Annotated in this window: 12 protein-coding genes; 10 read left to right on the top strand and 2 right to left on the bottom strand. The window is 62.9% G+C overall.

Annotated features, from left to right (window positions below; genetic code table 11):
- Positions 1–19: 19 nt before the first annotated feature.
- Complete coding sequence (locus E5X88_RS10955) at positions 20–1,129, bottom strand: fatty acid desaturase family protein (RefSeq protein ID WP_292161245.1); 1,110 nt, start codon at positions 1,127–1,129, stop codon at positions 20–22.
- A gap of 169 nt (positions 1,130–1,298) precedes the next feature.
- On the opposite strand from E5X88_RS10955, the gene E5X88_RS10950 reads away from it, so the two are divergent.
- From E5X88_RS10950 to E5X88_RS10920, 7 genes are all read left to right on the top strand, one after another.
- Positions 1,299–2,327, top strand: a complete 1,029-nt coding sequence (locus E5X88_RS10950) for a LacI family DNA-binding transcriptional regulator (RefSeq protein WP_292161244.1) — start codon at positions 1,299–1,301, stop codon at positions 2,325–2,327.
- A gap of 432 nt (positions 2,328–2,759) precedes the next feature.
- Positions 2,760–3,701, top strand: coding sequence for a sugar ABC transporter substrate-binding protein (locus E5X88_RS10945; RefSeq protein ID WP_292161243.1), 942 nt, complete (start codon positions 2,760–2,762; stop codon positions 3,699–3,701).
- Between the two features lie 149 nt (positions 3,702–3,850).
- Positions 3,851–4,927 (top strand): ABC transporter permease, encoded by a 1,077-nt coding sequence (locus tag E5X88_RS10940; protein WP_292161242.1) that lies wholly within the window; start codon positions 3,851–3,853, stop codon positions 4,925–4,927.
- Between the two features lie 2 nt (positions 4,928–4,929).
- A complete protein-coding gene (locus tag E5X88_RS10935; RefSeq protein ID WP_292161241.1) occupies positions 4,930–5,697 on the top strand; it encodes an ATP-binding cassette domain-containing protein in 768 nt (255 codons plus the stop codon).
- 114 nt (positions 5,698–5,811) lie between these two features.
- On the top strand, positions 5,812–6,813 hold the full coding sequence (gene iolG, locus E5X88_RS10930) for an inositol 2-dehydrogenase (protein WP_292161240.1): 1,002 nt from the start codon (positions 5,812–5,814) through the stop codon (positions 6,811–6,813).
- 25 nt (positions 6,814–6,838) lie between these two features.
- The gene (locus E5X88_RS10925) at positions 6,839–7,633 is read left to right on the top strand and encodes an SDR family oxidoreductase (protein WP_292161239.1); all 795 of its coding nucleotides are present in this window, start codon (positions 6,839–6,841) and stop codon (positions 7,631–7,633) included.
- A gap of 215 nt (positions 7,634–7,848) precedes the next feature.
- Positions 7,849–8,940, top strand: a complete 1,092-nt coding sequence (locus E5X88_RS10920; protein WP_292161238.1) for a 3-deoxy-7-phosphoheptulonate synthase — start codon at positions 7,849–7,851, stop codon at positions 8,938–8,940.
- Positions 8,941–8,989: 49 nt separating this feature from the next.
- Here E5X88_RS10920 and E5X88_RS10915 read toward each other — a convergent pair whose 3' ends face one another.
- Positions 8,990–10,099, bottom strand: coding sequence for a Gfo/Idh/MocA family oxidoreductase (locus tag E5X88_RS10915; RefSeq protein ID WP_292161237.1), 1,110 nt, complete (start codon positions 10,097–10,099; stop codon positions 8,990–8,992).
- Between the two features lie 156 nt (positions 10,100–10,255).
- On the opposite strand from E5X88_RS10915, the gene E5X88_RS10910 reads away from it, so the two are divergent.
- The 3 genes from E5X88_RS10910 to iolD all read left to right on the top strand — a co-directional run bounded on the left by E5X88_RS10910 (position 10,256) and on the right by iolD (position 15,038).
- Complete coding sequence (locus E5X88_RS10910) at positions 10,256–11,101, top strand: MurR/RpiR family transcriptional regulator (RefSeq protein ID WP_292161236.1); 846 nt, start codon at positions 10,256–10,258, stop codon at positions 11,099–11,101.
- A gap of 125 nt (positions 11,102–11,226) precedes the next feature.
- The gene (iolC, locus tag E5X88_RS10905; RefSeq protein WP_292161235.1) at positions 11,227–13,161 is read left to right on the top strand and encodes a 5-dehydro-2-deoxygluconokinase; all 1,935 of its coding nucleotides are present in this window, start codon (positions 11,227–11,229) and stop codon (positions 13,159–13,161) included.
- A 35-nt stretch (positions 13,162–13,196) separates the two neighbouring features.
- On the top strand, positions 13,197–15,038 hold the full coding sequence (gene iolD / locus E5X88_RS10900; RefSeq protein WP_292161233.1) for a 3D-(3,5/4)-trihydroxycyclohexane-1,2-dione acylhydrolase (decyclizing): 1,842 nt from the start codon (positions 13,197–13,199) through the stop codon (positions 15,036–15,038).
- Positions 15,039–15,061: the final 23 nt, after the last annotated feature.

Raw genomic sequence — 15,061 nt, 5'->3', positions numbered from 1 at the left:
TGCCCAGCATGGGCGCATGTCATTCCGCTGCCGCCGCGACAGCGTGGTTATCGTTGTGGAGTTCCTCGCGATAGGGCTTCGCGGTCGGCGGCAGCGCGCGCTTGAGGAAATAGTCTTCATTACGCAGCTGGCGCAGGAAGGCGGGCACCATCTCGCGATAGCCGGCCAGGATCGACGGCGTCGGGGCCGGCAGGTCGTGCTTGATCAGCTCATGCAGCCTCGGCAGCGCGTGATAGGGCACCATTGGGAACATATGGTGCTCCACATGGTAGTTCATGTTCCAGTAGATGAACCGGCTGATCGGGTTCATGTAGACGGTGCGGCTATTGAGGCGATGGTCGATGACATTTTCGGCGAGGCCGCCATGCTGCAGCAGGCCGGTCATGATATGATGCCAGGCACCGTAGAGCCTCGGCAGCCCGATCAGCATCAAGGGCAGGAACGAGCCCATGGCGAGCGCCAGCGCGATCGTCGCGGCATAGATCGCGGTCCAGATACGGGCGATGCGGATCGCTTTCGGTTGCTCCTGCTCGGGGATGAAGGTCTTTTCCGCCGGGCTGATGATGCCGGCCGCATTGCGCACCATGTCGGTCATGGCATGCCAGGCATCAACAATGCCGAAGACGTTGAGCACGACGCGCAACAGATCCGGCGGGCGCATCACCGCGATCTCCGGATCGCGGCCGACGATGATCGTATCGGTGTGGTGCCGCGTATGGCTCCAGCGCCAGGTCACCGGATTGCGCATGATCATGAAGCAGGCGATCTGGTAGACCACATCGTTCATCCACTGCGTCCTGAACGCAGTGCCGTGACCGCATTCATGCCAGCGTGAATCTGTCGAGGATCCATAAAGGACGCCATAGACGAAGAAGAACGGCACGCACCACCACGTGCCCCAGAACCAGGCGCCGCCCGCGCCGCTCACGATCAGGGCACCGAGCCAGATGATCGTATCGCGGATCGCCGGCCCGTCCTCCCGCTTCATCAGCTCCTTCATCTGCTTGCGGGGCACGTCGGTGTGATACCACTCGGCCGCCGCCAGCCCGGTCTCGACGGCGCGCTGCGCGTCGCGGCCGAGCAGGCTGTAATCACGCCGGGACGGCGTTGCGGATAGTGTCGCTTCCATAGAGGCTGCCTCCGTCGGCACAACGTCCATCAGGACGGGTGCCCCTGCCACAGGGTGCTTATCTCGTAAAATAGCGCCAAGCCATGATAGGCTCAATATCACAAAGATAGTTTCTATCATTTCCCATCAGAATGATGTAAGAGTATATTGGTAATAAGGCAGGAATCTCATGGCAAAACGGCCGACCATCACCGATCTGGCGCGCATTTCCGGGGTCAGCGTCGCCACCGTCGACCGGGTGCTGAACAACCGCTTGCCGGTGCGCGAGGAAACCGCGCGCCGCGTCTATGAGGCTGCCACCAGCATTGGCTACCATGCCGCCGGGCTGATCAAGCAGCGGATGCGCCATGAACTGCCGGAGTACCGGCTGGGTTTCCTGCTGCTGAGGCGGGAAGATGTCTTCTACAGCGAATTTGCCCGGGAACTCGAACTGGCGGTATCGCAATCGCAGCGGTTCCGTGGGGTGGCGACCATCGACTTCGCCAACTCGCTGGCGCCTGACGAGATTGTCGAGCGGATGCGCAAGCTGGCAGTCAAATCGAGGGCGGTGGCGCTGGTCGGGCCGGACCATCCGACGCTGACGGCAGCGGTCGAGACCCTGAAGGCCAAGGGCCTGCCGATCTTCTCGCTGCTCTCGGACTTCGCGGCCGGCATCCGCGAGGGCTATGTCGGCCTCGACAACCGCAAGGTCGGCCGCACCGCGGCCTGGATGATTTCGAAGGCCGCGAAGCCCGGCAAAGTCGCCCTCTTCGTCGGCAGCCACCGCTTTCATGGCCACGAATTGCGCGAGATCGGCTTTCGCTCGTTCTTTCGAGAGAACGCCCCGGAATTCACCGTGCTTGAAACACTGGTCAATCTGGAAGCGAACCGGATCACGCATGATGCGATGATCGACCTCTTGGCGCGCCACCCGGATCTCGTCGGCTGCTATGTCGCCGGCGGCGGCATGGAAGGCGCGATCTCCGCGCTCAGGGAGGCGACGCCAAGAGAGATGCCGGCGGTCGTCTGCAACGAAATCACGCCTGATTCACGCGCGGCCCTGGCAGATAATATCCTGACCATGGTGATCGCCACGCCGCTGGGAGCACTTTGCCGCGAGCTTGTCGATCTGATGGCGCATGCCATCGAAGCCGGCGCCGCGAATGCACCGGGCCAGACTTTTCTGCCTTTCGATATCTATCTGCCGGAAAATATCTAGCAGCGCGGCTAATCGCCATGAATGATACAGTCTATCAAGCCTGATAGAATTCTATGCGTTCGCAATTTGCGCGCCTGACCGGGCGGGATGATCTCCAGTCAGATCGTCATCCACAGAAGCGGCGTTTCAGCCTGCCGGCACTGATGGGAGGGCCTGGTTGAGCGTGAAACCTCCACGCTATCCGAAAATCCGGCATCCGCTTTCGGAATCTCCTTGACGCCCGCACGCAGAATGGAATAAATATTTCACCAACTAGGTATTTTGGTTCTTTCGTTCCGGAACATCTGTTTCAAGCGGAGGACTTGGCGTTCCAGTCAACGCGGAAATCGCCATCAGGGAACGGAGATGGCAATCGGGAGAGATTCCCTGGGAGATCGGGGATTCCGGGTAGATCGGTGCAGCCGGACACCAATTCTGTGGAGGAGAAATAAAATGAAAAAACTGCTTTTGGGCGTCGTGTTTTCGGCGCTGATGAGTTCGTCCGCCCTCGCCGCCAAGATCGGCGTGTCGATGGCGCTGTTCGACGACAACTTCCTCACCGTGCTGCGCAACGGCATGATCGAGCAGGCCAAGGGCATGGAAGGCGTGGAGCTGCAGGTCGAGGACGCGCAGAACGACGTCGCCAAGCAGCTCGACCAGATCAAGAACTTCGTCGCCTCGGGTGTCGACGCGATCATCGTCAACCCGGTCGACACCTCGGCCACCCAGGCAATGTCGGACGCCGCCGCCGCGGCCAAGGTTCCGCTGGTCTACGTCAACCGCGAGCCGGTCAACGTCGACACGCTGCCGGATAACCAGGCTTTCGTCGCTTCGAACGAGGTTGAGTCCGGCACTCTCGAAACCCAGGAAGTCTGCCGCCTGTTCAAGGAGGCCGGCAAGACCGAGGCCAATGTCTATGTGATCATGGGCGAGCTGTCGAACCAGGCCGCGGTGCAGCGCACCAAGGACATTGACGATGTGATCGCTACTCCGGAATGCAGCTTCATCAAGATCATCGACAAGCAGACGTCGAACTGGAAACGCGAGGAAGCGCAGAACCTGATGACCAACTGGCTGTCGACCGGCACGCAGTTCGATGGCGTGATCGCCAACAATGACGAAAGCGCCATCGGCGCCATCCAGGCGATGAAGGCTGCCAACATCGACATGAAGTCGGTTGTCGTCGGCGGCGTGGACGCCACCCAGGACGCGCTTGCGGCGATGCAGGCGGGCGACCTCGACGCGACCGTGTTCCAGGATGCGGCCGGCCAGGGCGCAGGCGCCCTTGACGCCGCGCTCAAGCTTTCCAAGGGCGAGGCGGTCGAACAGAAGGTCTACATCCCCTTCCAGCTCGTCACGCCGGCAAACATCGACAAGTTCCTGCAGAAGAACTGAGGCTGAGGACGGTTTTCGATAGGGAGCGGCGCGTCAGAGCATCGGACCGTTTTGCGAATCCGATATTCAAAGCGAAAACAACGCCGCTCCTCTTTCCCTCATCGCCGAAACAGGCGACGGGAGGCGACTGCTGACGGAGGAAACAAGATTTGTCACAGACAACCCATGGCGTCGGCGGACTCAGCTATGATGCGAAGAAGCGCACATGGCCTGCCGAATTCAACGTTTTCCTGGCGCTCATCATCCTCGTCGGCGCCTTCGAGCTGATCGGCCGGGTTTTTCTCGGCGACAGCTTCCTGTTCAACACCCGCGCTAATGCCGATACGATCTTCAACGAGGCGCGCCTGCAGATCATCATCCTGCAGGTGTCGATCGTCGGCATCATCGCCATCGGCGTGACGCAGGTGATCATTTCCGGCGGCATCGACCTTTCCTCGGGTTCGATCGTCGGCGCCACGGCGATGATCGCCATGAGCTTTGCCCAGGTGGCGACGGTCAACGGCAACCCCAATCCCAAGGCGATGTTCCTCGAGCAGGGCTGGACCGACCTGCCGGTGATCGTGCCGGTGCTCGTCGCGATCGGCTGCGGCCTGCTGGCGGGCCTGATCAACGGCACGCTGGTCGCCTATACGCGCATTCCACCGTTCATCGCCACGCTCGGCATGATGGTCACCGCGCGCGGCGTCGCCAAATGGTGGTCCAAGGGGCAGCCGATCTCGTTTCCCACCGAAAGTTTCGCGGCGATCGGCAAGGGGCTGATGCCGGTCATCATCTTCATATCACTGGCGGTGCTGTTCCAGCTGATCATGACATACACCAGGTACGGGAAGCACTGTTATGCCATCGGCTCCAATGAGGACGCCGCGCGCATGTCCGGCATCAATGTCCAGAACCACAAGATCCTCGTCTTTGTCATTGCCGGCATCCTCGCCTCGCTTGCCGCCGTGGTGCTGAGCTCCAAAAACCTCACCGCTCAGGCCGGGATGGGTGTGATGTACGAACTGGACGCGATCGCCATGGCGGTCATCGGCGGCGTCTCTCTGTCGGGCGGCCGCGGCTCGATCATCGGAACGGTGATCGGTGCGCTGATCTTCGGCGTGATCATCTCCGGCTTCACCTTCCTGCGCCTCGACGCCTACTACCAGGAGATGGTCAAGGGCGTGATCATCATCGGCGCAGTCGTTCTCGACCAGTGGCGCCAACGCCTGCGGGCAATGAGGGCTTGATCATGTCAGACATCGTCCTGAAGACCGAAAACCTGACCAAATATTATGGCGGCGTGCATGCGCTCGAAAGCGCGAACTTCGAACTGCGCAAGGGCGAGCACGTCGCCATCATGGGTGACAACGGCGCCGGCAAGTCGACCTTCGTGCGCCAGATCACGGCCGTCGAGCAGCGGACCAGCGGCAAGGTCTGGTTCGACGGCGAGGAAGTGAACTTCGCCGGCCCGATCGCGGCGCGCGAGGCCGGCATCGAGACCGTGTTCCAGAACCTTGCGCTTGCCGACGATCTCGACGTGCCGTCGAACCTGTTTCTCGGCCGCGAGAAGGTGCTTTTCAATCTCGGCCCTTTCTCGATCCTCGATCGCAAGTTCATGCGCAAGGCGACCGAGGCGGCGCTGGTCCGCACCGCGGTGAAGATCCCCAACCTCAACAACACCATCCGCCATATGTCGGGCGGCCAGCGCCAATGCGTGGCGATCGCCAGGACCGCGACCTTCGCCTCCAAGCTGATCATCATGGACGAACCGACGGCAGCGCTCGGCGTGCAGGAGACGGCGCAGGTCGAAAACATCATCCGCACGCTGAAGGCCAATGGCGAGCCGCTGATCCTGATCAGCCACAATATGCGCCAGGTGTTCGACCTTTGCGACCGCATCGTCGTGTTCCGGCGCGGCCGCATCGTCGCCAATTTGCGTAAGCAGGACACCGACGGCAACGATGTCGTCTCCTATATCACTGGCTCCAAGACCGGGGAGGCGGAACTTGCCGCCTAGGGACGGATGCCGGGTCAACGGATTGTCGGCGTCCTTCGACCGATCATAACCCTCAGTGCCTCGCCCTGACCGGGCGGGGTACATTTCTTAAAAACCATCCTCAAGGAACCCCCCATGCCTCTTCGCTTCGCTCTTCTCGGTGCCGGTCGTATCGGCAAGGTCCATGCCCGCGCCGTGGGTTCCAATCCGCAGGCCAGGCTGGTCGCCGTGGCGGACGCCTTCGAGAAAGCGGCGACCGAGCTGGCGTCGGCCTATGGCGCCGAAGTGCGCACCATCGAGGCCATCGAAAAAGCCGGGGATATCGACGCGGTCATCATCTGCACGCCGACCGACACCCATGCCGATCTGATCGAGCGATTCGCCAGGGCCGGCAAGGCGATCTTCTGCGAGAAGCCGATCGACCTGGACGCCGGCAGGGTGGAAGAATGCCTGGCCGTGGTCGACAAGGCCGGCGCCACTTTGATGGTCGGCTTCAACCGCCGCTTCGATCCGCATTTCGCCGCCGTGCGCAAGGCGATCGACGACGGCGCGATCGGCACGGTCGAGATGGTGACCATCACTTCGCGCGATCCCGGCCCGCCGCCGCTCGACTATATCGGCCGCTCGGGCGGCATCTTCCGCGACATGACCATCCATGATTTCGACATGGCACGCTTCCTGCTCGGCGAGGAGCCGGTGGCGGTCAGCGCGCACGCCTCGGTGCTGGTCGACAAGAAGATCGGCGAGGCCGGCGATTTCGACAGCGTCAGCGTCATTCTCGAAACCGCCTCCGGCAAGCAATGCATCATCTCCAATTCGCGGCGGGCCACCTATGGCTACGACCAGCGCATCGAGGTGCATGGCTCGAAGGGCATGATTGCCGCCGAGAACCAGCGGCCGGTGTCGATCGAACTGGCCAATGAGAAGGGCTATACGCGCCCGCCGCTGCACGACTTCTTCATGACCCGCTATCTCGACGCCTATGCCAACGAGATCGCCGCCTTCATCGCCGCGGCGACATCAGGCAAGAAGGCGGCGCCGAGCGGCAAGGATGGGCTCGTCGCGCTGAGGCTGGCGGACGCGGCGCTGAAATCGGCCAAGGAAGGCAAGACCGTTCGTCTCGACAAGACCATCTGAGCAACACAATCACAGGAGCAAGGCGATGAACGGTTCCGCCGGTCGCAATTCCGAAACACGCGCCATCGTCACCGGCGGTGCGCAAGGCATCGGCTTCGCCGTCGCCGAGGCGCTGGCCGACGAGGGCTGCCGGGCGCTGGCACTGGTCGGCCGTTCCAAGGAGAAAGGCGACAAGGCGGTCGCTGCACTTGGGAAAAGCGGCGTCGACGCCATCTTCATCAGCGCCGATGTCTCGGAGGTGGCCGACTGCAGGCGGGCCGTCGAAATGGCGATTGCTCATTTCGGCACGATCAACGCGCTGGTCAACGCCGCCGCCACCTCGGCCCGCGGTTCGCTGGTCGAGACCTCCGAGGAGACATTCGACCAGATCTTCCAGACCAATGTGCGCGGACCCTTCTTCCTGATGCAAGGTGTGGTGGCGCATCTGCTCTCTCGCAAGGCGCCTGGCTCGATCGTGAATGTCCTGTCGATGTCGGCGCATTGCGGCCAGTCGTTCCTGACGCCCTATTCGTCGAGCAAGGGCGCGCTGATGACGCTGACCAAGAATGTCGCCAATGCGTACCGCGGCAATCGCATCCGCTGCAACGCGGTGCTGCCCGGCTGGATGGATACCGAGGGCGAGGCGATCGTGCAGAAGAAATGGCACGACGCGCCTGATAACTGGCTGGAAAAGGCCGAGGCCGCGCAGCCGATGGGCCAGTTGGTGAAGCCGGCGCAACTCGCCCGGCTGATCACCTATATGCTGAGCCCGCAGTCGGGCGTCATGACCGGGTCGCTGGTCGACTACGACCAGAACATTGCAGGGTCGTCGCCGGAGTAGCGTCATCAGATGCGTGACAAGCGCCGCGGCTTCGGCTATAGGGCTGATATGATCCACCTGACCGCCTCGTTCTGGTACTTTAGCTACGGCAGCTCGCTGGCGGCGGGAGGATTGCGCTCGATCTGAAGATTGCAGCATCAAAATCCGAACAGCCGCCAGACCTGGCGGCTTTTTTTGTTTCAGCCGGCAGGTCTCCCAATCAGGAGCAGAAAGCCGTGTTGACCACCACCGACGATCTTCGGGTCAAGGAAATCAGGGAATTGAGTACGCCGGACCAGGTGATGCGGGAGATACCCCGCACACTGACGGCAACGCGAACCGTTACCGCGTCGCGCAACGCGATCCACGCCGTCTTGACCGGTGCCGATGACCGGCTGATCGTCGTCGTCGGCCCTTGTTCGATCCACGACCCGGCCGCTGCCGTAGACTATGCCAGCCGTCTGGCGGCGCTGCGCGAGGGCCTGTCGGACCGGCTGGAGATCGTGATGCGCGTGTATTTCGAGAAGCCGCGTACGACGGTCGGCTGGAAGGGCCTGATCAACGATCCCGACCTGGACGGCAGCTTCAATATCGATAAGGGACTTAGGCTGGCCCGCAACGTGCTCTCCGCCGTCAACAATCTCGGCCTTCCGGCGGCGACCGAATTCCTCGACATGGCCACCCCACAATACATTGCCGACCTCGTCGCTTGGGGTGCGATCGGCGCGCGCACGACCGAGAGCCAGATCCATCGCGAACTCGCATCGGGCCTCTCCTGCCCGGTCGGCTTCAAGAACGGCACCGACGGCAATTTGCGGATCGCCGCCGAGGCCGTGAAATCCGCCGCCCAGCCGCATCATTTCATGGCGGTGACGAAGGGCGGGCGCAGCGCCATCGCGACGACGACCGGCAACGAGGACTGCCACGTCATCCTGCGCGGCGGCCTTCAGCCCAACTACGACGCAGCGAGCGTCGCGGCTGCCTGCGCGGAACTCGGCCGGATCGGTATCGCGCCAAGGCTGATGATCGATATCAGCCACGCCAACAGCAACAAGAAGCCCGAGAACCAGCCGGCGGTGGCGGCTGACGTGGCGGGCCAGGTCGCGACAGGCGACGAGCGCATCATCGGTGTCATGATCGAGAGCAACCTCGTCGCCGGCCGGCAGGACGTCGTGCCCGGCAAGCCGCTGGTCTACGGCCAGAGCATCACCGACGGCTGCATCGACTGGGCAACCACCGAAACTGTGCTGCGCGGCCTTGCCGACGCCGTCGAGCGGCGCCGGTCCGTGCGGCGCGCTACGATCGCCAGCCGTCCGGGAGCGGCTTGAGGACTTTCCCCTTCTCCCACAAGGGGAGAAGGGGAAACCAATGCCCGCGCTACCGCACCGCCGCCCAGCGCTGTTCCTCGAACGAGCGCGCCATGGCGTGCACGGTGCGCTCGATCTCGAGGCCCTCGTCGAAATCGATGATCCGCGCCGGCTTGTCGGCAAGCCGCGTCAAAAGCTCCCGGCATTCGATGATCTTGAGGTCGTTGAAGCCGAGGCCGTGGCCGGGTGCCGGCAGGAAGGCGTCGTAGGGTTTGTGATGCGGCGCCACCAGGATGGTGCGGTAGCCTTGCTCGGTCGGGCGATCGGATGTCAGGTAAAGTTGGAACTCGTTCATCCGCTCCTGGTCGTACAGGATCGAGCCCTTCGAGCCGAAGATCTGGATAGCGATCCGGCCCTTGCGGCCCCAAGCCGAGCGGTTGACCAAAAGCGTGCCGGCTATACCGTTTTCGAGATGCATCAGCACGCTGGCGATGTCGTAGGTCTCGACCGCGCGGCGCCCGCCCGACGCGACGCGGCGGTCGGCATAAGGCTTTGCCATGTCGCACATGACGCGGGCGACGCGGCCGAACAGCACGGCGACCAGCGACAGCGGATGCACGGCGAAATCGTCGAGCGCGCCGTAACCGGACGCCGCCTCGTGCTTCCAGAAGAACGGCGCCTCCGGGTCAGCCATGAAATCCTCGTCCATCTCGATGCGCAGATGGTTGACCTCGCCGATGATCTTCTCGTCGAGCAGCGCACCGATGTGGCGGATGGCAGGATTCTGGATGTAGTTGTAGCCGAGTGCGGCCACCTTGCCGGACTTTTGAGCCGCCGCCGCCATGGCTTGCGCCTCGGCGAAACTCGGCGCCATCGGCTTTTCGCACCACAGATGCTTGCCGGCCTCGAGAATGGCGATGGCCATTTCCGGGTGGAACTGGTTCGGCGTGGTCAGGGAGACGATATCGACGTCAGGATCATCGACGACGGCGCGCCAGTCGCCGGAAGCCTTGGCGAAACCGAATTCGGTCGCACGGCGTTTGGCAAGATCCTCGTTGACCTCGCCGAGATGGACCAGCCTTGGCTTGGCGACATCGGGAAAGACGGTGCCGACCGCATTCCAGGCTATGGCGTGACACTTGCCCATGAAGCCCGTGCCGATAAGACCGACTCCGACCATTTCCCTTGTCTCCGCTGTCAGGAAGATTTGTGTGGATGAATTAGTCCATTTTATCCAGAAATGGAACGCATGCCTCATTTTTTATGGCCTTCTTGCACAGGCTCGCTATGATGGGGCACACACAGCACCGATTGATGAGCTTTGGGCGGAGCGACGATGGACGAACGGGTGCCCCGCGATTTCGAGACGTTGCGTGCGACGATCCTGGAGCGGCGGCAGAGCCTGCCCAAGCGTATCGCGCAGATCGCCGCCTATGCGCTCGACAATCCCGACGATATTGCCTTCGGCACCGCCGCCAGCATCGCCGCCTCCGCCGGCGTTCAGCCTTCGACCCTGATACGCTTCGCCCAGCAACTCGGCTTCGACGGCTTCACCAGCCTGCAGTTGGTGTTTCGCGAGCGCCTGCGCGAGCGCAATTCGTCGTATGACGAAAGACTGGCGGCATTGCGCGCCAAGGCCGAGGAAGGCGCCGGTCACCGGGCGATCTTCGACGGCTTCGTCGCCGCGTCCAGCACCTCGCTCAACGATATCTCAGGCAGGTTGAACGAAGACCATTTCGAAGATGCGATCGCCTTGCTGGCTAAAGCGGAGACCATCTATGTGCTGGCCAAGCGCCGCTCCTATCCGGTCGCCTCCTACATCGCCTACGCGCTGGGCAAGCTCAAGATCCGCAACCAGCTGATCGAATCTGCCGCCGGCCTAAACGCCGAGATGATCAGCTTTGCCTCGCCCAGGGATGCCGTCATCGCCATCAGTTTCTCGCCCTATGCCCCGGCGGCCATCGAGGAGGCGCGCGTCATCTCGGAACAGGGCGTGCCGATCGTGGCGATCACCGACAGTTCCTTTTCGCCGCTCGCCCAGTTCGCCAAGGTCTGGTTCGAGGTTGCCGAGGCCGATTTCGCCGGTTTCCGCTCGCTGTCGGCGACGATGGCGCTGGCCATGGCACTGACCGTCGCGGTTGGCGAGAAGCGGCGCGATGCCGGCCGCAAGCGCAAGGCGTAGAAGGCCACTTTTCGGCAAAGGAATGCACGTTCCATATTGACTATGGATTGGAATTATTATTTCATATTGCCGGCGCCACGCTGCCGCTCGCGCGTGAAAAACAACAAGGCCGACGGGAGGTTCGAATGGGCGAAGCCATGGACGCGAAACATGTGCCGCTCGACGTCATCACTATTGGCCGCGCCTCCGTCGATCTCTATGGCCAGCAGATCGGCTCGCGCCTGGAGGACATCACCTCCTTTGCCAAGTCGGTCGGCGGCTGTCCGGCCAACATATCTGTCGGCACGGCCAGGCTCGGCCTGCGCTCGGCGCTGCTCACCCGCGTCGGCGACGAGCAGATGGGCCGCTTCATACGCGAACAGCTGACACGCGAGGGCGTCTCCGTGGCCGGCCTCAGGACCGACCCGGACCGGCTGACGGCGCTGGTGCTGCTGTCGGTCGAGGACGAAGGCGTCTCGCCGATGATCTTTTACCGCAGCGACTGCGCCGACATGGCTTTGGCGGAGGAGGACATCGACGAAGCGTTCATCGCCTCGGCGCGTGCTATCGTCGTCACCGGCACGCATTTTTCGCGGCCCAACAGCGATGCCGCGCAGCGCAAGGCGATCCGCGTCATCAAGGCCAAGGGTGGCAAGGTGGTGTTCGACATCGACTACCGCCCCAATCTCTGGGGTCTTGCCGGCCATGCCGAAGGGTTCGAACGCTATGTGAAATCCGACCGGGTCTCGGCTCAACTGAAGTCGGTGCTGCCCGACTGCGACCTGATCGTCGGCACGGAAGAAGAGATCATGATCGCCTCCGGCGCCGACGATTGCCTGAGCGCGCTGAAGACCATCCGCTCGCTGTCTTCGGCCACCATCGTCTTGAAGCGTGGCGCCATGGGCTGCATCGTCTATGACGGGCCGATCAGCGACGATCTCGAGGACGGCATCGTCGGCAAGGGTTTTCCGATCGAGGTCTATAATGTGCTCGGTGCCGGCGATGCCTTCATGTCGGGTTTCCTGCGCGGCTGGCTCGGTGAAGAAAGCCTTGAGACGGCGGCGACCTGGGCCAATGCCTGCGGCGCCTTCGCCGTATCGCGGCTGCTCTGCGCGCCGGAATACCCGACCTTCGAGGAATTGCAGTTCTTCCTGAAGAACGGCAGCCAGCACCTGGCCTTGCGCAAGGACGAGGCGATCAACCATATCCATTGGGCAACCACGCGCCGGCGCGACATCCCTTCACTCATGGCGCTCGCCTGCGATCACCGCATCCAGCTCGACGATGTCGCCGCGAAAGCCGGCGCCGACCCGTCGCGCATCCATGATTTCAAGGTGCTGACGGTCAAGGCGGCAGCAAAGGTCGCTGCCGGCCGCGCCGGCTACGGCATGCTGCTCGACGAGAAATACGGCCGCGAGGCGATGTTCGAATTTGCCCGCCATTCCTTCGCCTGGCTCGGCCGGCCGGTCGAGCTGCCGGGGTCTCGCCCGCTTCGGTTTGAGTTTTCGCAGGACATCGGTTCGCAACTGATCGAGTGGCCGGTCGATCATTGCATCAAATGCCTGTGCTTCTATCACCCCGACGACCCGGAGGCGCTGAAGAGCGAACAGCAGCAAAAGCTGCGGAGCCTGTTCGAGGCGGCGCGCAAGGTCGGTCGCGAATTGCTGATCGAGATCATCGCCGGCAAGCATGGCGAACTCGACGACACGACGATCCCGCGCGCGCTGGAGGAACTCTATGCGCTTGGTATCAAGCCCGACTGGTGGAAGCTCGAACCGCAGGCTTCAGCCGGGGCTTGGGCAAAGATCGAAGCGGTGATCCTGAAGAACGATCCGTGGTGCCGCGGTATCGTGCTGCTCGGCCTGGAAGCGCCGCAGGACGAATTGGAGGCAGCCTTTGCCGCGACCGCCAAGGCGCCCATCGTCAAGGGCTTCGCCGTCGGCCGCACCATCTTCATCAACGCGGCCGAACAGTGGCTTGCCGGCAAGATGTCGGACGAGGAGGCAGTGGCCGACATGGCGTCGCGCTTCGAAAAGCTGACCGAGGCATGGCTTGCCGCGCGCGGCCGCAAAGCAGCATAAGAAGGCGCGGCATAAGGACTGCGGAGGAAAACAACATGACCAAGACAATCCGCCTGACGATGGCGCAGGCGCTGACCCGCTTTCTTGCGCGCCAGATGACCGAAATCGACGGCAAGAGAATGCCGATCTTCGGCGGTGTCTGGGCGATCTTCGGCCACGGCAATGTCGCCGGCGTCGGTGAGGCGCTCTATCAGGTGCGCGACGAATTGCCGACCTTTCGCGCCCATAACGAGCAGGCGATGGCGCATGCGGCAATCGCCTATGCCAAGGCCAATTTCCGCCGCCGCTTCATGGCGGCAACCAGTTCGATCGGTCCCGGCGCGCTCAACATGGTGACGGCGGCCGCGCTCGCGCATGTCAATCGGCTGCCGGTTCTTTTTCTCCCTGGCGACGTCTTCGCCAATCGCATCCCCGATCCCGTCCTGCAGCAGGCCGAGGATTTCTCCGACGGCACCGCAACGGTCAACGACTGCTTCCGCCCGGTGTCGCGCTATTTCGACCGCATCACCCGGCCCGAGCAGATCATTCCGGCGCTGAACCGTGCCATGCAGGTGCTGACCGATCCGGCCGAATGCGGACCGGTGACACTGGCGCTGTGCCAGGACGTGCAGGCCGAGGCCTATGACTATCCCGAAAGCTTCTTTGCCGAACGGGTCTGGCAGCAGCGCCGGCTGCGTCCTGACCGCAGGGAACTGGCCGCTGCCGTGTCGGCGCTGAAGGCGGCGAAGAAGCCGTTGGTGATTGCCGGCGGCGGCGTGCTTTATTCGCAGGCGACCAGTGAACTGGCGAAGCTGGTGCAAGGCGCCGGCATTCCGGTCTGCGAGACGCAGGGCGGCAAATCCTCGCTGCCGGACGATCATCCGCTCAACATGGCGGCGGTCGGCGTCACCGGCACTTCAGCGGCCAACCGGCTGGCTGAAGAAGCCGACGTCGTGCTTGCCGTCGGCACCAGGCTGCAGGACTTCACCACCGGCTCGTGGGCGCTGTTCAAGAATTCCGGCAAGACCATCATCGGGCTGAACGTCCAGCCTTTCGACGCGGGAAAGCACCAGGCGCTGCCGCTGGTCACTGATGCGGCGGAAGGGCTCGCCGAGCTCGGCGCGGCACTGGAAGGCTGGAAGGCACCTTCCGACTGGACCGACAATGCGGTCAGGGGCAAGAAGGACTGGCAGGCCGAGGCCGGCAAGGTGACCGCGTCGACCAATGCTGCCTATCCATCGGACGCGCAGGTGATCGGCGCCGTGCAGCGCGCCATGGGTTCCGGCGTCATCCTGCTTCATGCCGCCGGTGGGCTGCCCGGCGAGTTGCACAAGCTCTGGCAGGCGGGCGCACCCGGCTCCTACCACGCCGAATACGGTTTTTCGACCATGGGCTATGAGATCGCAGGCGGGCTCGGCGTGAGGATGGCCAAGCCTGATGAAGAGGTCGTCGTCATGATCGGCGACGGTTCCTATCTGATGCTCAATTCCGAGATCGCGACGTCGGTGATGCTCGGCCTCAAGCTGACCATCGTGCTGCTCGACAACAGAGGCTATGGCTGCATCAACCGGCTGCAGATGGCGACCGGTGGTGCCAACTTCAACAATCTGCTGAAGGACGCCCGCCACGAGGTTATGCCCGATATCGACTTCGCCGCGCATGCGGCAAGCCTCGGTGCCATCGCCGAGAAAGTTTCGTCGATCGCCGGGCTGGAAACGGCGCTGGCGCAAGCAAAGAAGAATACAAGGACCACCGTGCTGGTGATCGACACCGATCCGCTGGTTTCAACCGAAGCCGGAGGATCGTGGTGGGATGTCGCCGTGCCGGAAGTCTCGGCGCGCCCGCAAGTCAACGCGGCGCGCAAGAAATACGAGGAAGCGCTGAGCGGGCGGCTCTAAGCCGTCCCTGAAGCTGAGCCTAA

This window comes from Mesorhizobium sp. (genome assembly GCF_004962245.1).
Classification (GTDB): Bacteria; Pseudomonadota; Alphaproteobacteria; order Rhizobiales; family Rhizobiaceae; genus Mesorhizobium.
This window is presented reverse-complemented; position numbering and strand designations above follow the sequence as displayed.

Excerpts from the sequence above, each read along its gene's own strand:
- E5X88_RS10910 (WP_292161236.1), top strand. The coding sequence starts at position 10,256 with ATGGACGAACGGGTGCCCCGCGATTTCGAGACGTTGCGTGCGACGATC.
- iolG (WP_292161240.1), top strand. The coding sequence starts at position 5,812 with ATGCCTCTTCGCTTCGCTCTTCTCGGTGCCGGTCGTATCGGCAAGGTC.
- E5X88_RS10935 (WP_292161241.1), top strand. The coding sequence starts at position 4,930 with ATGTCAGACATCGTCCTGAAGACCGAAAACCTGACCAAATATTATGGC.
- E5X88_RS10950 (WP_292161244.1), top strand. The coding sequence starts at position 1,299 with ATGGCAAAACGGCCGACCATCACCGATCTGGCGCGCATTTCCGGGGTC.
- iolC (WP_292161235.1), top strand. The coding sequence starts at position 11,227 with ATGGGCGAAGCCATGGACGCGAAACATGTGCCGCTCGACGTCATCACT.
- iolD (WP_292161233.1), top strand. The coding sequence starts at position 13,197 with ATGACCAAGACAATCCGCCTGACGATGGCGCAGGCGCTGACCCGCTTT.
- E5X88_RS10955 (WP_292161245.1), bottom strand. The coding sequence starts at position 1,129 with ATGGAAGCGACACTATCCGCAACGCCGTCCCGGCGTGATTACAGCCTG.
- E5X88_RS10945 (WP_292161243.1), top strand. The coding sequence starts at position 2,760 with ATGAAAAAACTGCTTTTGGGCGTCGTGTTTTCGGCGCTGATGAGTTCG.
- E5X88_RS10915 (WP_292161237.1), bottom strand. The coding sequence starts at position 10,099 with ATGGTCGGAGTCGGTCTTATCGGCACGGGCTTCATGGGCAAGTGTCAC.
- E5X88_RS10925 (WP_292161239.1), top strand. The coding sequence starts at position 6,839 with ATGAACGGTTCCGCCGGTCGCAATTCCGAAACACGCGCCATCGTCACC.